Source organism: Paenibacillus sp. FSL R7-0179, from assembly GCF_038002265.1.
Lineage (GTDB): Bacteria > Bacillota > Bacilli > Paenibacillales > Paenibacillaceae > Paenibacillus_AQ.
On sequence record NZ_JBBOCC010000001.1, the window covers coordinates 1,750,213 to 1,770,214 of the forward strand.

17 protein-coding genes and 1 pseudogene are annotated in these 20,002 nt (G+C 43.1%); all 18 read left to right on the forward strand.

Annotated elements, in window-relative coordinates; all coding sequences use genetic code 11:
• The first annotated feature begins 2 nt into the window (after positions 1-2).
• The 18 genes and pseudogenes from MKX63_RS07590 to pcrA all read left to right on the forward strand — a co-directional run bounded on the left by MKX63_RS07590 (position 3) and on the right by pcrA (position 19,961).
• On the forward strand, positions 3-1,262 hold the full coding sequence (locus tag MKX63_RS07590) for a rhamnosyltransferase WsaF family glycosyltransferase (RefSeq protein ID WP_341016324.1): 1,260 nt from the start codon (positions 3-5) through the stop codon (positions 1,260-1,262).
• Between the two features lie 15 nt (positions 1,263-1,277).
• Entirely contained in the window at positions 1,278-1,658 is a 381-nt protein-coding gene (locus tag MKX63_RS07595) for a hypothetical protein (RefSeq protein WP_341016325.1), read from the forward strand.
• Between the two features lie 28 nt (positions 1,659-1,686).
• On the forward strand, positions 1,687-3,672 hold the full coding sequence (locus tag MKX63_RS07600; protein ID WP_341016326.1) for a hypothetical protein: 1,986 nt from the start codon (positions 1,687-1,689) through the stop codon (positions 3,670-3,672).
• A gap of 23 nt (positions 3,673-3,695) precedes the next feature.
• On the forward strand, positions 3,696-4,808 hold the full coding sequence (locus MKX63_RS07605; protein ID WP_341016327.1) for an FAD-dependent oxidoreductase: 1,113 nt from the start codon (positions 3,696-3,698) through the stop codon (positions 4,806-4,808).
• Positions 4,805-5,779: a glycosyltransferase gene (locus MKX63_RS07610; RefSeq protein ID WP_341016329.1), complete on the forward strand. Its 975-nt coding sequence runs from the start codon at positions 4,805-4,807 to the stop codon at positions 5,777-5,779. Before MKX63_RS07605 ends, MKX63_RS07610 begins: the two co-directional genes overlap by 4 nt.
• A 15-nt stretch (positions 5,780-5,794) precedes the next feature.
• Positions 5,795-6,568, forward strand: coding sequence for an NAD-dependent epimerase/dehydratase family protein (locus MKX63_RS07615; RefSeq protein WP_341016330.1), 774 nt, complete (start codon positions 5,795-5,797; stop codon positions 6,566-6,568).
• A 3-nt stretch (positions 6,569-6,571) separates the two neighbouring features.
• A complete protein-coding gene (locus tag MKX63_RS07620) occupies positions 6,572-7,381 on the forward strand; it encodes a sugar phosphate isomerase/epimerase family protein (protein ID WP_341016331.1) in 810 nt (269 codons plus the stop codon).
• A gap of 16 nt (positions 7,382-7,397) precedes the next feature.
• The gene (locus MKX63_RS07625) at positions 7,398-8,216 is read left to right on the forward strand and encodes a glycosyltransferase family 2 protein (protein ID WP_341016333.1); all 819 of its coding nucleotides are present in this window, start codon (positions 7,398-7,400) and stop codon (positions 8,214-8,216) included.
• Positions 8,217-8,272: 56 nt separating this feature from the next.
• A pseudogene (locus tag MKX63_RS07630) lies at positions 8,273-8,574 on the forward strand (dTDP-4-dehydrorhamnose 3,5-epimerase family protein); the annotation flags it as partial.
• A gap of 93 nt (positions 8,575-8,667) precedes the next feature.
• The gene (gene rfbB, locus MKX63_RS07635) at positions 8,668-9,690 is read left to right on the forward strand and encodes a dTDP-glucose 4,6-dehydratase (protein WP_341016334.1); all 1,023 of its coding nucleotides are present in this window, start codon (positions 8,668-8,670) and stop codon (positions 9,688-9,690) included.
• A gap of 8 nt (positions 9,691-9,698) precedes the next feature.
• Positions 9,699-10,559, forward strand: coding sequence for a dTDP-4-dehydrorhamnose reductase (gene rfbD / locus MKX63_RS07640; RefSeq protein WP_341018561.1), 861 nt, complete (start codon positions 9,699-9,701; stop codon positions 10,557-10,559).
• Between the two features lie 148 nt (positions 10,560-10,707).
• A complete protein-coding gene (locus tag MKX63_RS07645; protein WP_341016336.1) occupies positions 10,708-11,766 on the forward strand; it encodes a glycosyltransferase family 2 protein in 1,059 nt (352 codons plus the stop codon).
• A gap of 141 nt (positions 11,767-11,907) precedes the next feature.
• Complete coding sequence (locus MKX63_RS07650; protein ID WP_341016337.1) at positions 11,908-12,963, forward strand: transposase; 1,056 nt, start codon at positions 11,908-11,910, stop codon at positions 12,961-12,963.
• Positions 12,964-13,066: 103 nt separating this feature from the next.
• A complete protein-coding gene (locus tag MKX63_RS07655) occupies positions 13,067-14,068 on the forward strand; it encodes a glycosyltransferase family 2 protein (protein ID WP_341016339.1) in 1,002 nt (333 codons plus the stop codon).
• Positions 14,065-15,465 (forward strand): undecaprenyl-phosphate glucose phosphotransferase, encoded by a 1,401-nt coding sequence (locus MKX63_RS07660; RefSeq protein WP_341016340.1) that lies wholly within the window; start codon positions 14,065-14,067, stop codon positions 15,463-15,465. The genes MKX63_RS07655 and MKX63_RS07660 overlap by 4 nt, the downstream gene beginning before the upstream one ends.
• A gap of 121 nt (positions 15,466-15,586) precedes the next feature.
• Positions 15,587-16,453: a phosphatidylinositol-specific phospholipase C/glycerophosphodiester phosphodiesterase family protein gene (locus MKX63_RS07665; protein ID WP_341016342.1), complete on the forward strand. Its 867-nt coding sequence runs from the start codon at positions 15,587-15,589 to the stop codon at positions 16,451-16,453.
• Between the two features lie 167 nt (positions 16,454-16,620).
• Entirely contained in the window at positions 16,621-17,337 is a 717-nt protein-coding gene (locus MKX63_RS07670; RefSeq protein WP_341018563.1) for a heptaprenylglyceryl phosphate synthase, read from the forward strand.
• Positions 17,338-17,591: 254 nt separating this feature from the next.
• On the forward strand, positions 17,592-19,961 hold the full coding sequence (pcrA, locus tag MKX63_RS07675; protein ID WP_341016343.1) for a DNA helicase PcrA: 2,370 nt from the start codon (positions 17,592-17,594) through the stop codon (positions 19,959-19,961).
• The last annotated feature ends 41 nt before the right edge of the window (positions 19,962-20,002 follow it).

Consider the following 20,002-nt stretch of genomic DNA (forward strand, 5'->3'; position numbering starts at 1 on the left):
ATATGTCAAGATTTATTGAGTATATTGCCAGAAAGGCGAAGAATAACAAGACAATAAAAAAGGCTTACCAATCTACGGTAAGCTCTTATTTGAATACTAATATCGGAGAGATCACCCCATTTAATCCAAGAGTTTCTGAGAGTAATGAATGTAGGTTCAATCTGCTTGTTCCTTCTATAAATCAGGAGCATCTTTTTGGCGGAATTTCTACTGCCCTACACTTTTTTAATCAGTTATATGATTTAGAAGCACAAGCAAAAAGAAGGATAATTACTACAGATGCTTCTCCAGGAAATGAAGACTTGATTAGATTTTCAGATTACACTCTTGCATTTTCTGATTTAGATACACATGAGGATTCTTTAATTACACCATTTAATGATAGGTATAATAAAACAATTCCAATTGGGAAAGGAGATATATTCATTGCAACTTCTTGGTGGACTGCGTATTTTGCTCAGAGAATTGTCAATTGGCAGTCAGAGATGTACAATCAGCCCACAAAAAAAATTATTTATTTCATTCAAGATTTTGAACCTGGTTTCTATTCGTGGTCGAGTCAATATTCATTAGCACTAAGTACTTATTTATACAAAGGTGAACAGATAGCTGTTTTTAATTCCACTTTATTAAAAGATTTTTTTAATAATCATGGATTTAAGTTTTCTGAGGAATATTGTTTTGAGCCTAAGCTAAATAACTCGTTAAAACAGTATATGGTTCCTTTACATGAAATGAATAAAAAAAAGAAAATTTTAATTTATGGGAGGCCTTCAGTTGCTAGAAATGCATTTACACTAATTGTCGAAACTCTCAGACAATGGGTTTGGATGCAACCAGATATAGCTCAATGGGAAATTATATCTGCTGGTGAACAGCATGCAGACCTTAATATTGGGAATGGTATGATTATCAAGTCTCGAGGAAAGATGTCGCTTGAGGATTATGCAGCAGAACTAAAAGAAAGTGCTGTGGGGTTCTCTTTAATGATTTCTCCACATCCTAGCTATCCGCCATTAGAGATGGCTCATTTCGGAATGTTAGTACTTACGAATTCATATGAAAATAAAAATTTATCAAAGCTACATGGGAACATATTCTCTTTAGAGGATATTAGTCCCGATAATATGGCAAAAGAATTAAAGAGACTCTGTGACCTGTTCGCTCAAAATAAATTAATAGGTGAAGCTGAAGAGATTGGTTTCTATCTGGACGATCAACAGCAATTTGGTTTTATTGAACAGCTTTTAAGTTCACTTTAAGACATTTATTAAGCAATGATACAGTTTGATGATAAGGAAGTGGATTATTTGTTGGTTTACTTATTTATTTCTGTCATATTAAATGTGGCAGCTCAAACCATTCTTAAATTTGGTTTAAACAGTTTGCAATTAGGAAATATAAATGCCGAAAGTATACTGAAGATAATTGCTACCCCTTATATTTGGTTTGGAGCGATGCTTTATGGGGGGAGCTTTTTTGTTTATTTATTTGCTTTATCTAAAGGGGAGATAGGGAGATTATCTCCAATTGCCCAAGCGTTAACTATATTGGGTTTGGTATTTGTTTCGGTTGTATTTTTTCATGAGAATATGACGCTTTCAAAAGCAATCGGCACTGTGTTTTTAGTGGTGGGGGCTATTTTGATTTTTCGGTAGTCAAGATACAGAGTAGGGGGAGTGGAACTTGAATTTAGAGAAATATAAAAACAATATTAGATTCGAATTTTATGTTGTAGCGTTTATTTTTGTTTCCTATATATTTGGTTTGCTATATAATTTTTATATAAATGATTCTGAAAAAATATCGTATGTTAATTATTTGATTGCGTCTATTATGCTTTGCTATTTATATTTTACAATTCTTAGGCTTAATGAGTTTAAAAGATACATTTCTCTTGTGATTATTTTTCTCGGTTGTTATTATATCCTATTTATTCCACTATTCTCTCCCATTGATGAAGGTGCTCATTTCGATTATATTTTGCACATCGTTCAACATCATAGACTCCCATTGTTATCCGATGTAATAAATAGTGGGGAATTGAATAAAGTAACCGGGAATTTAGTGCCCATAAATTCTCAATACGAAGCAGTTCATCCCCCACTTTATTATTTAATTTCTGCCATAATAATGTTTGCCTTTCAGAAGAACTTGATATTTAGTGTTATTGTATTGAGAATGTTTGGGGTGTTTCTTTCACTTGTTGTATTTTACTTCATCAATAAAACCTATGAAGAGTTAATACGAAAAAATATTATTCAGAAAAATGATTTGTTATTTCATAGTATTACATTTGCTTTTTTATTAAGCCCGGGTTATGTAACCAGAATGATATCAATTAGTAATGAACAACTTATTGTTTGTATAATGACCATTTTGATCTTTAACGTAGTTAAAGTAATTGGCGCTCCCCTTTCTTTTAAACAGGTGTTTTTTCTATCTCTGTTATCTGGGGGGATGATTTTAACGAAATTCACATCGATCTATATATTAGGAGTCATTGTATTACTTTGTTTATTTTATAAGCAAATATATAAGTCCATTTGCTATATGTCAGTTACTCTGTTAATAACATTGCCATGGTTTATTTTTAATTATTATCATTATAACAAGCTAACTGGAACAAGTTTGCATGTGGAGTTTGTAAAAGGGATTGTTAATCCTGATAATATCCAACTGACGCCATATTATATTTTCCAGAAAATCTCTTTCTTTTTTGGTTCCTTCTGGAATCCTCAAGAAAGTGGTTTTCCAGGAATAAGAGAGCCTTTTTATACAATAACAACGTTATTAAATGGAGTTATATTAGTTGTAATCATAACGATGTTGATATATTCTTTTAAAAATTTGAAAAATCTGCGGAATGTTCAAACACAATTGATTTTTTTGATTTTATCAGGTGTTATACTAAATATTATGGTTTTAGGTTATGGAACCATCACTGAGGATGTTGATGTGATAATTGGAAGATATCTATATATGAATGTTCTAAGTATGATAATTCTGACAGTGATTCTTATTCAAAAATTGTTTTTTTTAAAGTATCAACGAACTGTGGGTTATATAGTAATGCTAATGACTTGCTTCTTAACAACTAACTTTATGCTAGACACAGCTCAAACAAATCAAAATCTAGCGTCTAAAATAAAAAATCATTTTATTAACGAGGATATATCTATAAAAAATTATCATGATAAAAGGTATACCACATTCTTAGATAAGAAAGAACTCAAAAGTATTCCTTTAAAATTAGGAGAGTCCTTAAATGCTGATTCTCTCAGTCAGAATCTACTTGGGACTAATGCTTTTAAATTGAATAATTTGAAATTAATAAATGACTATGAGTTCCAAATGGTTGGAAATGATCCATTTTTAGTCTTGGAATTTAATCATTTAGTAAAAAGAAATGATTTGATAAAATTGAAAATTAATAATGGCCGCAACAATGGATCGGGTCAATTGTTTTGGAACAGTGGTAGTGGATTTTCTGAAGAAGAGTCAGTTACTTTTAATATTACTAATGGGGTCAAATCTTATGTAATTCCAATGGGGATGAATACAAAATGGATTAACAGCAAAAATATTGTCGAGTTAAGACTGGATTTTGATATTTTTAAAGGAGAAGATACTATAAAAATATCTGATTTTGTTTTTATTAATGAAAAGTAATATCCTGAAGGGATTGACTTATTTTGAAATTTGATTATGTGATTTTCGGTGCTGGAATATATGGTTTATATGCTGCTCATTTATTGGCAAAAAAAGATCTGAATGTTGCAGTGATGGAGATTGATGACAAACCATTACAACGAGCGAGTTTCATAAATCAGGCTAGAGTTCATAACGGGTATCATTATCCGCGTAGTGTCTCTACTGCAAGTAAATCAGCTCATTATTATGAGCGGTTTGTAAAGGACTTTTCATTTTCTATTAATAATAGATTCAAGAAAGTATATGCTATTTCAGCTAATGATTCGCTCACGAATGCAGAACAATTTTTGAACTTTTGTGAATATGTGGATATTCCTGCTTCTGAGATAAACAGCAAAGCGTACTTTAACCCTGGAACAGTGGAAGCTACATTCGAGACACTAGAGTATAGTTATGATGCTAATATAATTCGTGAATGGTACATGAGTGAGTTGGGCAAATTCAAGAATGTTCATTTGTATTTTAATAAAATACTTGAAAAGGTTAGTGAGTTCGAAAATCAATTTGTGCTTGATTTTAATGACGGAACAGTAACTACTGCCTCAAATATACTCAACGCTACTTACGCTAGTATTAACCAAATTCTTCGCAAGTTTGATTATGAGTTATTTACAACTAAATATGAAATTTGTGAAGTTATTATGACCGAAGTTACACATAATGTAAAAGATGTCGGGATTACAGTTATGGATGGTCCATTCTTCTCTTTAATGCCTTTTGGAGAAAGCGGTTATCATTCTCTTACTTCAGTGGGGCATACCCCACATGAATCTTGTTTTAGCGCATTGCCTGAATTGTCTTGTCAGCAGTTTAATTCCAATTGTACTCCCAATCAATTAGCAAATTGCAATTCTTGTTTCGCTAAACCTGATTCGGCTTGGACGAGAATGCATCAGTTGGCTAAAAAATATCTTATACCTGAAATTGAGATTCATCAAAGAAAATCATTATATGCTGTTAAAGCTTTAATTAGTGCATCAGAGCTAGATGATTCCCGCCCAACTGTAATTAAGGAATTTTCGGAGAGTCCTAGGTTTATATCGGTTTTTTCAGGGAAGTTTAATACAATATATGATTTGGAGGAAGTGTTATGAAGGAACAAGTCTTTGTATCAGTTGTTCTTTATGCATATAATAACGAACGAGACGTTGAAACTGCATTAGTTCAAATTGATAATACAATGATGAATTATTTTAAAAACTACGAACTAATATTAGTTAATGATTTCAGCTCTGATGGTACACTTGAAAACATGCATAATGTCATAAAAGATATATATGGCGATACTACTATCATTAATTTGTCGCGAAAGCATGGTGTGGAACATGCTATGATGGCCGGCCTGAATAAGTCTATGGGGGATTTTGTATTTGAAATAGAATCACTATCCATTGATTTTGATACGGAACTACTATACGAAATGTTTAAAACTGCTACCAGCAAGGGTTTTGATATAGTTGTTGCTTCCTCCGGAGAAGCTGGATGGAAATCTAGAGCATTTTATAAACTCTTAAATAAACTCTCTTATCTAAATGTGTCACTCTCAACCGAGACGGTTCGGTTAGTTACACGTCGTGCTTTGAATTCAATGCAAAATTTAAAAGAACGGGTTAGATATCGGAAAGCTCTTTATGAGTTGACAGGGTATTCGAAAACATTAATTCAATATGAAGCACTTAATAAGAAAAAAAGCAGGGCCGTAAATAGAGAAAATATCACTCTTGCAATTGATGCCTTGGTTTCTTTTTCCCACTTTGGATTAAGAGCTGCGCATCTACTTACATTTGTATTTTTTGTTTTCTCATTATTTATGGGGGGATATGCTTTTTACAATTATTTATTTAATCAATCATTAGTAGAAGGATGGACAACATTAATGATTCTGATCTCACTAGGGTTTGCTGGATTATTCTTTATAGGTGGAATCATTGGGGAGTATACATCAAGAATCTTGATTGAGATACAGAATCGTCCCTTCTATAGCACAAAATCGGTAGAAATGTATAAAGAAAAGAAAACTCGCTTGGAATTAGTTCAAGATCGAGACAATGTTTCAAATCATTAATCGGGAGGTTTTATAATGAAGAAGAGATGTCTTGTGGGTTATACAGGCTTCGTAGGCCAAACACTGCTCACTCAGACTAGTTTCGATGATTTATATAATTCTTCTAATATCGAAACGATACAAAATAAAGATTATAGTCTTGTTGTTTGTGCAGCAGCGCCGGCAGTGAAATGGAAGGCTAATAAAGCTCCGCAGGAAGATATCAATAATATAGAAAAATTAATCAGCTCTTTAAGAAGTGTAAAGGCAGATAAATTTGTACTAATTTCTACAGTAGATGTCTATGCAAATCCTGTTAACGTAAATGAAGATTTTCTGATTGATCCGGAGATAACCGAACCTTACGGACGCCATCGATTTTATTTAGAACAGTTTGTTACTGAGAATTATTCAGAACACTTAATTATTAGACTTCCGGGTTTATTCGGTAAAGGATTGAAAAAAAATTTTATTTATGATCTAATTCACTCCAACACACTAGATTTGACACACTACAAATCGGAATTCCAATTTTATAATATGAACAATCTATGGAGTGATATTCAGACTGCACTTGTAAATTCTCTGGAAATCGTAAACTTTGCTACTGAGCCAGTTAGCGCTTCTGAAATTTCAGAGATTTCAATGGGGACCTCTTTTAGGAATGAAACAGAGAAAAATCCTGTTTTTTATAATATGCTAAGTCGATATGCGCATTTATTTACATCAGAGCCCAATAAAGGGTATATGGCATCAAAAAAAGATATTCTTTCTGATATTTCAGAATTTATTAGGCAAGAAAGAGGCTAGAAAATGAATCTATCAATTTCTAATATTGCGTGGAATCCTAAAGAAGATGAAAGTATCATAGGCATTCTTAATACCTTAGGTATCAAAGGACTTGAGATTGCACCTACAAAAATTTGGCGAGCTCCATTAGATACCTCGAGAATCGAAGTTGAAAAGGTCAAACAACGCTGGGCTATTAAAGGGTTTGAGTTGATTGCTATGCAATCTTTGTTATTTGGTCAGAATCAATTTAATTTGTTTAGCAAAGATTCGCGTGAGGAAATGTTTATCTATTTATCTGGGATAATAAAATTAGCTGGACAGTTAGGTGTCAAGTCTCTTGTTTTTGGATCTCCTAAAAATAGATTTGCAGGAGATCTGTCGAAGAATGAACAATTTGAAATTGCACTTCCCTTTTTTTATGAATTAGGAAATGAAGCTACAAAAAATAATGTTGTTTTTTGTATTGAGCCCAATCCTGTTCAGTACAATTGTGACTTTATTACTAACACAAAAGATGCTGTATCTCTAATTCGAGAGGTGGGGAATCCTGGGTTTAAACTGCACTTAGATTCAGGAGCAATGTTTTTGAATGAGGAGAATATCCTCATTTCTATAGAGGAAGGGATTCCTTTTTTGAATCACTTCCATATTAGTGAACCCTATCTTAATCTAATAGGTTCGAATGCTACCCCTCATGCAGAGATTGCCCATGCTCTAAAAACTTTGGGATATTCAAATTGGGTCTCTATTGAAATGAAAGATAATCTCTTGAGTAATAATCTTGAGAGCGTTGAAAGAGCGTTGTCATATGCGATGACGATCTACAACTGATGGGGGGAATTAAATTATGTTGAATGCTGAATGGAAAATACCAAATTATACACTTATCGAATATAAGCCTAAAGCTAATAAATACTGTGTATGCATTCCTGTTATTAATGAAGGCGAGAAAATTCAAAAGCAGTTGGGGAAACTAAAGGATTTTTCGAATATTATAGATATTATTATTCTCGATGGAGGCAGTACTGATGGTTCTTTAGGGGATTCATTCCTAAAAAAGATGAATGTACGCGCACTTCTAACTAAACAGGACAAGGGAAAACTAAGTGCTCAATTACGGATGGGGTTTTCGTATGCAATTAGTGAACAATATCAAGGGATTGTAACAGTAGATGGAAACAATAAAGATAGTGTTGAGGATATTCCTAGATTTATTGAAAAACTTGAGGATGGATATGATTTTGTGCAAGGTTCGCGTTATGTGCCGGGAGGTACTGAGGTAAATACACCGTTAAGCAGAAAATTAGCAATTAAGTTTATACATGCTCCTTTTATTTCTTTTATATCTGGATTTCATTATACTGATACAACTAATGGTTTTAGAGCGCATTCTTTAGATTTCTTGTTGGATCGTAAGGTGCAACCATTTAGAGAAATATTCGAAACTTATGAGTTGTTGGGATACCTGTCTGTTCAAGCTCCCAAATTAGGATACAAAGTAATCGAAATTCCTGTATCACGTTCTTATCCAAAAGGGAAAATACCTACAAAGATTAGTCCTTTGAAGGGGAATTGGCTCTTGATTAATACCTTATTGAACTTATCTTTAAAGAAGTATGATGTTAAACTTCATAACAGAAATGAACTATTGAAAGAAAAACTTTAAAAGAAGGATTATAAATAAGCATATAACTCATTTTCTAGTCTTTTTAGAATGATTTTTTGATTCTGGATATCTGCCGCAACTCTCCTACATTCGAACAATGGGTCGGGGTCATTCTCAGCGAATACAACAAGCGTCAACTTCTTGTACCTAGGGGCTTCGACACGGATTCTGCACGCTTGTGCCCAACACCCAAGTGCTATACAAAGTGGACGAATATTATTCCCCTGAGCATGATCGTGGCATACTATGGAATGATCCGGCGCTGGGAATTGACTGGCCGGCCACGAATCCGGTGTTGTCAGATAAGGATCAGCGTCATCCGCTTTTAAAAGATGCGGAGTTTAACTTTGAGCTGTAAACTTAGATTGAAATTATATGCAATATGCTTCCTGCCTCTTTTACAGAGAGTGGTACTCAATCGTCATCACAACTAGTCAAAGGTGGTCAACAAATGAAACTCCTAATCACCGGCGGAGCCGGCTTTATCGGCAGCAACTTTGTAATCTACATGCTGCAGCAACACCCGGATTACCAGATCGTTAACGTGGATGCGCTGACGTATGCGGGAAATCTGGAGAACCTGAAATCTGTTGAGAATCATCCGAACTACACGTTTGTGAAGGCAGACATTACTGATGTAGTGGAGATGGATAAGCTGATCGGTGACGGTGTGGATGTAGTGGTTAACTTTGCTGCTGAATCACACGTAGACCGGAGTATCTTGGAGCCGGAAGTGTTTGTGAAGACGAATGTGTTAGGGACGCAGGTGCTGTTGGATGCCGCCAAGAAACACAACATTACGAAGTTTGTGCAGGTCTCTACAGATGAGGTCTATGGATCGCTTGGTGCTACAGGCCTGTTCACGGAAGAGACTCCGCTGACGCCGAACAGCCCGTATTCTGCAAGTAAAGCAGGGGGAGACTTGCTGGTGCGTGCTTATCACGAAACCTTTGGGTTGCCGGTTAATATTACCCGTTGCTCGAATAACTACGGCCCTTATCAGTTCCCGGAGAAGCTGATTCCGCTGATGATCTCGCGTGCGCTGGCAGATCAGGCTTTGCCTGTGTATGGTGACGGAATGAATATACGTGACTGGCTGTATGTTGAGGATCACTGCAGTGCAATTGACCTGGTTATTCATGAAGGTGTGAATGGTGAAGTGTACAACATCGGCGGCAACAATGAGCGGACGAATGTGCATATCGTGAATACTGTGCTTCAAGAGCTCGGTAAGCCGGATTCGCTGATCTCATATGTTCAAGATCGTCCCGGGCATGACCGCCGTTATGGTATTGATCCAACGAAGATTATGAATGAGCTGGGCTGGAAGCCTAAGCACACGTTCGAAACCGGCATTAAGGAAACGATTCAGTGGTATCTGAATAACAAGGAATGGTGGACCCGCATTCAGTCTGGCGAATACCAGAAATATGCCGCACTCCAGTACGGTACCCGTCTGGGGGATTCCCTGTAATGGCGAAGATGAAGGTATTTGTCACAGGCTCTGGCGGGCAACTGGGGCAGGATCTTATGCTTTTGCTTCAGGGTCAGGATTATGAGGTGCTAGGCTGTGACCGTCAGGAGATGGATATTACCGATCTGGACCAGTGTCAGCAGACGATTGGTGCGTTCGCTCCCGATGCGGTCATTCATTGTGCGGCTCATACCGCGGTGGATGCAGCTGAGACTGATGTGGATGTAGCGTACCTTATTAATGCTACAGGAAGCCGGAATGTAGCGCTCGCTGCTGAGAAGGCCGGGGCTAAGCTGGTCTATATCAGCACGGATTATGTGTTCGACGGCATGGGGGAGCAGCCTTACCATGAATATGATAATACCGACCCCAAGAGTATCTATGGGAAGTCCAAGCGTGCTGGAGAGGTATTGGTCCAGTCGTTATCCTCCAAGTATTTCATCGTACGAACCTCATGGGTCTACGGCAAATACGGCAATAATTTTGTGAAAACCATGCTGAAGCTTGGGCAGGAAAAGCCGTTGCTACAAGTTGTTGATGACCAAAAAGGCTCGCCTACCTACACTGTCGACTTGGCCAGATTCTTGCTGGAGCTGATCCAGACGGAAAAGTATGGAGTCTACCATGCCTCGAACAGTGATTCCTGTACATGGTACGAATTCACTCAGGCGATCTTCGCTGAAGCTGAAGAATTACTGGGTCTTAAGTTCACGGCGAAGCTTGAGCCTTGTGCTACAGAGCAATTTCCGCGTCCGGCGCCGCGCCCTCGTAACTCCGTGATGGAGCATCTGGCGATCCGTACCAACGGGTTCCAGGATATCCGTCCATGGCGTGAAGGGCTGAGAGATTTTTTGCTGGAGCTGAAGTAGTTACAGGATATGTTGAAGAACCCCTAATCCATTTTAATGGTTAGGGGTTTCTTGCACTTAGCAACCTTCCATAGCCCGGCACCTCTCTTTTCGCTATAATGGAGAGTAACAGGTTCGAACAATGAATATATGGAATTCGAGGTACCCCATGAAACTTAAAACGGTCAGTGTGCATATTGTTACGTATAACAGCGCAGATGATATTGCGGAATGTTTGTCGGCTGTGTTAGCTCAAGATTATCCAGTCAAAAAGATTGTGGTGGTGGATAATGCGTCCACGGATGGATCGGCGGAGAAGGTTAGGGCGTTCTATCATGAGCTTACTCAGGGATCAGCGCGTATGCGTAACGATCCGTTACACTCCGTAGACGCAGCAGCAATCTCATCACATACTGCAGCATCAGCCAACTATGTAGGAAGTTTGGAGAGCCCTTCTATCCCAAACCTCGTCCTCCTGGAAAATGAACATAACACCGGCTTTGCCCCTGCACACAATCAGGCGATTGCCGGTACTACGACCGATTATGTGCTGGTGCTGAACCCGGACCTTACGCTGGCCCCGGACTATATCTCCAAGCTGGTCGCCAGGATGGAGGCTGATTCACGGATCGGGAGTGCCACAGGCAAGCTGCTGCTGAAGGCGGATCATTCGCTGGTGGACAGTACCGGACTGCGGATGAACAAGGCGCGGCGGGCGTTCGACCGTGGGGCGGGAGAGCCTGCTGACCAGTGGAATGAGTCTGGTGAAGTATTCGGTGTCTCCGGTGCAGCGGCGATGTACGCGCGGCGGATGATTGAGGATATCAGCGTGGAGGGGGAGTTTTTCGACGCGGATTTTTTTGCGTATAAGGAAGATGTGGATGTGGCTTGGCGTGCGGAATTGTTCGGCTGGAAGGCCTACTATGATGCGGAAGCGATAGGCTACCATGAGCGGGGGTGGAAGACGTCGGGCCGGAGCGGCAAGGCGATGTTCATCAAGCGGATCTCCTACATTAATCGTTATAAAATGATATACAAGAACGAGCCCTCACGTACGTTGCTGTTGACTCTGCTAAATTCTCTTCCTTATGAGCTTGCTGCACATGGCTACTCCCTATTGAAGGAGCTTAAGCTGCTGGGAGCCTGGAGATCTTTTTTTGCACAGCGAACTGCCCTGAAGCGCAAGCGCCGGTATATTCAGGAGAGGGTCAAGCGCAAACAAGGTTGATATAAATCATACTAAGTATGTAAAAAAAACCTAAACAGGCTCCGCCTATCGATGTGCCTTTCATGTTATAATAATTGTCGATAGATTATAAGTTTTTTTGAAATAATACGTCGAACAATACATGATGGGGGGGAGAGGACCTTGCAGTCAGTCACCATAAAGATTAGATTCTTTCCAAATAGCTCCATCGAATTGAAATCCTTGAGTAAAGAATATATTCGAGTTATAAATTTATTAACTGAACAAGCAGAGCAAGAAGGGGCATTCCCAAAGCTCACGACAAAACATGTAGAAGCTGCACTTCCTTCTGCTGTAATTAATCAAGCTATTCGTGATGCTAAGAGCATATTCAAGAAAGTAAAGAAAGACAGGAAGCGCCCAATTTTAAAGAAGCCAACCTATTATATCAACAATCAAAACTATTCCATTAGGGATTCTTCCATTGCATTTCCTATAATCATAAACAATATTGTGAAGAAGACGGTTTTTCCTGCTGTTTTGACAGAAAGGGATAAGAAATACCTTCAACATGCAAAATGTGGTTTAATGCGAATTGTTGAAAAATCAGGAAAGTGGTTTGCGCAGGTTTCACTTGAAGTTCCCACAGAGATAACAACAGGCGAACATGTAATGGGTGTCGATTTGGGGTTGAAGGTCCCTGCCGTGGCAGTTACTAGCGGAGGAAAGACAGGTTTTTTTGGGAATGGTAGAGAGAATAAATATAGGAAACGCAAGTTTCGTAGTGTAAGAAAAGTATTAGGAAAGAAGAAAAAACTACATGCAATTCGTAGATTTGATAATAAAGAACAAAGATGGATGAAAGATAAAGACCACAAAGCAAGTAGGCAAATTATCAATTTTGCCATCAAGAATCAAGTGTCTGTCATCCACTTAGAGAAGTTAACGAATATCAGGAAAACGACAAGAACAAGTCGTAAAAACGAAAAAAACTTGCATACATGGTCATTCTATCGCTTAGCACAATTTATTGAGTACAAAGCAAATATGGCTGGAATAAAAGTGGAATACGTAGATCCTGCGTATACATCTCAAAAATGTCCTTCTTGCTCTACACTAAATAAAGCGACAGATAGAAAATATTCATGCCTATGCGGGTTTCACACACATCGTGATAAAGTCGGTGCATTGAATATCATTCACGCGCCTGTGATTGGTGGTAATAGCCGATCAGCCTAAGATGCTAAACGCACTGTCTTAGGAGGGCTAACGACATAGCCTCACCTTAAGGTCATACTCCGATAGTAGAAATACATTTCGGTTTAATCACTTAAGAATCCCAATGTTTAAACTTCGGGAATGTCAATATATTTGTCAGGAGAGTATAGCAGTGAATGTAGATGTTAGTATATTGATTCTAAATTACAACACATGCCGCCTGACGATGGATTGTCTGAGGTCGGTGTATGATTCCGAGACAGGATATTCCTATGAAATTATTCTAGTAGATAATAACTCCCAGGATAACTCGGTGGAGACGATAAGCAAGGCGTTCCCGGAGGTGCTGTTAATCGCTAATTCGGAGAATGTAGGCTTTGCCAAGGGGAATAACCAGGGGATGGAGGTCGCTTCTGGGCGTTATGTGCTGCTGCTCAATTCAGATACTGTAATCCGCAAGGATACGCTGGAGACGATGATCCGGTTCATGGACAGCCGTCCGGATCTTGGCGCGTCCGGGTGTAAGGTGATTCTGCCGGATGGGTCGCTCGATAAGGCCTGCCGGAGAGGGTTCCCGACTCCGTCTGCGTCGTTCTATTATGCCTTTGGCTTCAGTAAGCTGTTCCCCGACCGTCCGAAGTTCAACGGCTATCAGCTCGGCTATCTGGACCCGGATGACGAATATCCGGTAGATTGTCTGGTTGGAGCGTTCATGCTGCTGCGGCGGGAGACGATTGAGCAGGTGGGCGGGCTGGATGAGTCTTTTTTCATGTACGGAGAAGATTTGGATTGGTGTTACCGGATCAAGGAAGCCGGCTGGGGAATTTATTATTATCCGCAGACATCCATCGTACATCTGAAGGGTGGCAGTGCGCGCCGCAGACCGTTCAAGATTGTGTATGAGTTCCACCGGGCGATGATTTTATTTCATAAGAAGCATTATAGCAGCCGTTACAACAGTATGATAAATGGAGCGGTCTATGCGGGCGTCGGCGTTAAGTTCACACTCTCGCTGCTGCGCAACGCATTGATTGCCCCGCGTAAGGTACCTACACCCGCACAGAGTCTGAATGTTCCCGGGGAAGCTGGTATCCGCAATGAATCGAAGGCTGAGGTGAGATTATGATTCGCCGGAATCAAAAGTTTTTGACCCAATTATATATGGTGGCTGACTTCCTTGTGATTCAGATATCCTTCCTTGCAGCCTGGTGGCTGAAGTTCAAAAGCGGCTTGCTGGAATCCTACCGGACGTTGCCTATAGAATCCTATGGGTACTGGAGCATCATCTACGGGGCCATAACCGTACTGATCGGTATTGTGGTATCTCTATATTTGCCCAAGCGGAAGAAGCGGTTCATTGATGAGTTCCTGAAGATTTTTCAGGTGCATGCCATGGGGATCTTCATTCTGCTGGGTCTGATGTTCTTCCTGAGAGAGATTGATATCTCCCGGCAATACCTGGCGATCTATATGGGCTTCAATATTCTGTCCATTATGTTGTACCGTTATGTGCTGAAGAAGATGCTGAAGTCGCTGCGTGAAAAAGGCTTCAACCGCCAGTTTGTCCTGATTCTTGGTGCAGGCACATTGGGTAAAAGATTCTATAACAACCTGGAGCAGTATCCGGAGCTGGGCTATGAGGCTATTGGCTTCCTGGATGACTTCCATCAGTGGGATGGCATTGAGGAGCAGCGGTATAAGCCGATTCTGGGTACAGTGGATCAGCTGGAGGCTATGCTGGAGATGCTTCCTGTCGATGAGGTGATTCTGGCGCTGCCGCTGGATGCCCACTCGAAATATCCGGCTATTATTGCTACTTGTGAGAAAGCCGGGATGCGGACGCTGATTATCCCCGACTTCTTCGATTACCTGCCGGCCCGTCCGTATTTCGATAACTTTGCCGGGATGCCGATGATTAATGTGCGCGATATTCCGCTGGATATGGCCGGGAACAAAATGGCGAAGCGTGCGTTTGATATTGTGTTCGCCTTGTTCGCAATCCTCATGCTGTCTCCCGTGATGCTGATTGTAGCGCTCGGAGTGCGCCTGACTTCACCGGGACCGGTGATTTTCAAGCAGGAGCGGGTGGGTCTTAACCGCCGTAATTTCATGATGTACAAGTTCCGTTCCATGAAAATGCAGACGGACGGTGAAGTGGACACAGGCTGGAGCACCAAAGATGATCCGCGCCGGACCCGCTTTGGCACATTTATCCGCCGGACGAGTCTGGATGAGCTGCCGCAATTCTTTAACGTGCTGTTCGGACAAATGAGTGTCGTTGGTCCGCGGCCGGAGCGTCCTTATTATGTAGAGCAGTTCCGCGGCGAGATTCCGAAGTATATGGTGAAGCATCATGTGCGGCCGGGGATTACCGGTTGGGCTCAGAGCAACGGTTTGCGCGGCGATACCTCGATTGAGGACCGGATCAAGCATGATATTTTCTATATCGAGAACTGGTCTCTGCTGTTCGATATCCGGATTATTGCCAAGACGATTCGTAACGGCTTCAAGAACGCTTATTAATACACGGTCTTATCTATATTATATTCTCCGCTAAAAAACGGTTGCTGCCCCTTGAGGATGACACAGCCGTTTTTGCTTTTTTAGCAGACACTCTCTACTACTTGCAAAGGAGACTGCCATCATGAAGAGAACAAAGCTTATTGCTTCTATTACTATGATCGGGGCTGTTGCACTTCTGCTTATACTGACGCTTGGAGGAAAAGAAAAACAGCCGGCTACCGGCTTCGCAGCCCACAGGGTCATTGCCCATGCCATGGGCGGAATCAATGACAAGGCGTATACCAATACCAAGGATGCTTTTATCGCGAACTATGAGCAGGGGACCCGGATCTTTGAGGCGGACCTGCTGCTGACCAGTGATGACGAGCTGGTAGCCCGCCATGAATGGACCACAGGTATGAGTAAAAAGCTGGGTCAACAAGAGGTCCTTCCTCCCGACAAGCAGGGGGAGGTGCTGACTCACGATGAAGTGATGAACAGCCCGGTGCTGGAGCTCTACTCTCCGCTGGATATTGAGAAAATCGTCAATCTGATGGAGATCTACCCGGATACCTATATTGTAACGGACACGAAGGAGCTGGAGCCGCAGCAGGTAACGAAGCAATTTCAGCTCATTGTAGAAGCGGCCCGGAAAAAGGACCCGGCGCTGCTGGAGCGGATTGTTCCGCAGATTTACAACCGGGATATGCTCGAGGTTGTGAAGCAGGTGTACGATTTTCCGGAAATCATCTATACCCTATATCAGACTGAGGACAGCGACGAGGTGGTCATTGAATTCGTCAAGCAGACCGGCGTGGACATCACGATGCCGACAACCAGGGCTACCAAGAGCTTCGTGCATAACTTGAAAAAAGCGGGCGCCAGAGTCTATGTGCATACCGTGAACGATGAGCAGGAAATTGTGGAGCTGTCCCGGCTGGGCGTCAACGGATTCTACACTGATTTCGTCCCGGAAAATGATTTGAACCGGATCAAGGGTCTCCGCTGATCGGGGAGAAGTCCAAGGCTAATATGCGAAAAAATGTTCGCATTTTGTTCTCTTTTAAATTGACACTCCCCTTCGTACTGACTTAGACTAGAGATACGGATTTTTGCGTGCGCAGGAGTGTGTATATTCACTTAGATGAACAATGAGGATGGACAAGGATGAACGAGATGCGGCAAATGATCAGGCCATGGCGGCATGTATTCAAGCTGGACCCGGACCGTGTGCTTGGTGACAAGGAGCTGGCCGCGGTCTGCCAGTCGGGAACCGATGCGATTCTCGTAGGCGGCTCTACCGGCGTGACTTATGAGAATACGGTGAGTCTGCTTGCGAGAATCCGGCAGTATGACCTGCCTTGCGCGCTGGAGATCTCGGATCTGGAGGCCGCTGTGCCCGGTTTTGACCTGTATATGATTCCCATGGTGCTCAACACTGACGATACTTCATGGATTCTCGGCCATCACCGCCGGGCGATTGAACGCTTCGGCAGTCTGATCCCATGGGAATTGCTGCTGACAGAGGGCTATATTGTGCTGAACAGCGATTCCTCGGTTGCGCGCCTGACCGGTGCGGACTGCTCGCTGGATGTGGCTGGTGCGGGAGCCTATGCGCAGATTGCAGACAAGCTGATGAACCTCCCGGTGGTCTATCTTGAATACAGCGGACGTTACGGAGATCTGGAGATTGTGCGCGAGGTCAGGGAAGTGGTTGAGCACAGCCAGCTTTTCTATGGAGGCGGAATTACAGGTGCAGAGGAAGCCATGCATGTAGCCGCGCTATGTGATACAGTAGTGGTCGGCAATATTATTTATAGTAATGTGGAGCAAGCGCTGTTGACGGTCCAGGCTGTGCGGGATACTCCGCGGATGGACTGGGAGAACCGATAGATCATGAGCATATATAAGAAGCGCAAAGAACTTGACGAAAAGCAAAAAGAAGCGGAGGGGAAATTTGGAACTGTAGGAGCGTTAGCGTTCGCCTTTGTCAACGGATTTCAACCGCGAACAGCGAATAAATTGAAGAAATCGGGTGACAACAGCGGCCGGAAGTCCAAATGTTCACCGCAGTGACGACCAAGCTTAGAGTTCAAACCTTAAGTGCCTCTTGATATAGCTTTTATTCAGAAAGGAGCATGTAACACATGCAACTTGTTAACATACAAGACGCCGTAAGCCGTCTGAATCCCCCGCAGCGTCAGGCTGTAGAAGCAACTGAAGGACCCCTGCTCATCATGGCTGGCGCAGGCAGCGGCAAGACCCGCGTGCTGACCCACCGGATTGCCTGGCTGATTGCCAACCGCAAGGCACCGCCGTGGGCGATTCTGGCGATTACGTTTACGAATAAGGCCGCCCGGGAGATGCAGGATCGTGTCTCCAAGCTGGTAGGGCCGGAGGGCCGGGATATTTGGGTCTCCACTTTTCACTCCATGTGTGTGCGGATTCTGCGGAAGGATATCGATCAGATCGGCTTCACCTCGAATTTCTCCATTCTGGATTCGACAGACCAGCTGTCCGTCATCCGCAATTGTATGAAGGATCTGGACATCGATACCAAGAAGTTCGAGCCGAAGGCCATCCAGGCCGTGATCAGCACGAACAAGAATGAACTGATTACACCGGCGCAGTATGAGCAGAAGGCCGGCGATTATTTTGAAGGCTTGGTTGCTAAAGTGTACACCAAATATCAGCACCGGCTGAGAAGCAACAACTCTCTGGATTTCGATGACCTGATTATGAAGACGATCGAGCTGTTCAAGGAGAAGCCGGACGTACTGGATTTCTATCAGAAGAAGTTCAAGTATATTCATGTGGATGAGTATCAGGATACGAACCGTGCGCAGTACATGCTTTGCCGCATGCTGGCTGAAGGCCACCACCGGATTTGCGTGGTCGGGGACAGTGACCAGTCCATTTACCGCTGGCGCGGGGCGGATATCTCGAACATTCTGAACTTCGAAGAGGATTACCCCGAAGCCCAGACGATTCTGCTGGAGCAGAATTACCGTTCCACCTCGAATATTCTGAATGCCGCCAACGGTGTGATTGCCCTCAATACGGGCCGCAAGCCGAAGAAGCTGTGGACCGACTCCGATGAAGGCGCGAAGATCAAGGTGTTCCGCGGTGATACTGAGCATGACGAAGGATATTTCGTCACCGGTGAGATCAGCAAGAATGTGAAGCAGGGACAGGCTTACCAGAACCATGCGATTCTGTACCGTACAAACGCCCAGTCCCGTGTAATAGAAGAAATTCTGATCAAATCGGATATTCCCTACCAGATCGTCGGGGGGATCAAGTTCTATGACCGTAAGGAAATTAAGGACCTGCTGGCGTATCTCCGCTTGCTGTCTAATCCTGATGATGATATCAGTCTGACGCGGATTATCAATGTTCCGAAGCGCGGGCTGGGGGATACAACCGTTGGCAAGCTGGCGGCAGCGGCTGCTTCTCAGGGCGTCTCGATTTTTCGGGCGTTGCAGACAGTGGATGATCTAGGGTTCGCCGGACGGACCCGCAATACGCTGGTGGAATTCTACGATATGATCGAAGCCCTGCACCGGATGGTGGAATTCCTCTCGGTGACAGAGCTGACGGAGAAGATTCTCGAGCTGTCCCAGTACCGCCTTGAATTGCAGAATGAGAATACGCTGGAGTCCCGTTCACGCCTGGAGAACATTGACGAGTTCCTGTCCGTGACGATGGAATTTGAGAAGAACAATGAAGACAAGTCGCTGGTCTCCTTCTTGACCGATCTGGCACTGATCGCGGACATCGACAGCGTGAACGATGATGAGGAACGCAGTGATGCGGTGGTGCTGATGACTATGCACAGCGCGAAGGGGCTGGAGTTCCCGACCGTCTTCATCATCGGGATGGAGGAAGGGGTGTTCCCGCACAGCCGTGCCTTCCAGGACAATGATGAGCTGGAAGAAGAACGCCGGCTGGCGTATGTGGGCATTACCCGTGCGGAGAAGCAGCTGTTCCTCAGCTGCGCACGGATGCGCACGTTGTTCGGGCGGACGAACGCGAATGCGCCGTCCCGCTTCCTGGAGGAGATTCCGGAGGAGCTGAAGGAAGATACCGTCCGTGAATCGGACCGCTTCCGGCGCGGAGGCGCGGATGCAGGCGGTGCCTATGGCGGGCGCGGCTTCGGGGGAAGCGGAGGCAGCCGGGGGAACTTCGGCAGCCGCACCGCTGCTGCCGGGAACGTGCCGGGAGGCGGCGGTTCCGCCAGCTTCGGCAGCGGCAGTTCGGCAAGCGCGGTACCTGGCGCGGGCCGTGTGGTGGTAACGACCGGAGGCGCGCAGCGCACGACGGGCGGGGCCGGGGCGGCTGCGGAGGCCGGAGGCTTCAAGGCGGGGGACAAGGTCGCCCACGGCAAATGGGGCACCGGCACCATTGTAGCCGTGAAGGGCAGCGGCAACGATACGGAGCTGCAGATTGCCTTCCCGGCACCGGTAGGCGTTAAGCGCCTGCTGGCCGGCTTTGCGCCGATCACCAAAGTTGAATAAATCAAGCTTGCGATTAACGGCAGTGCTTTTGGATCACGCTA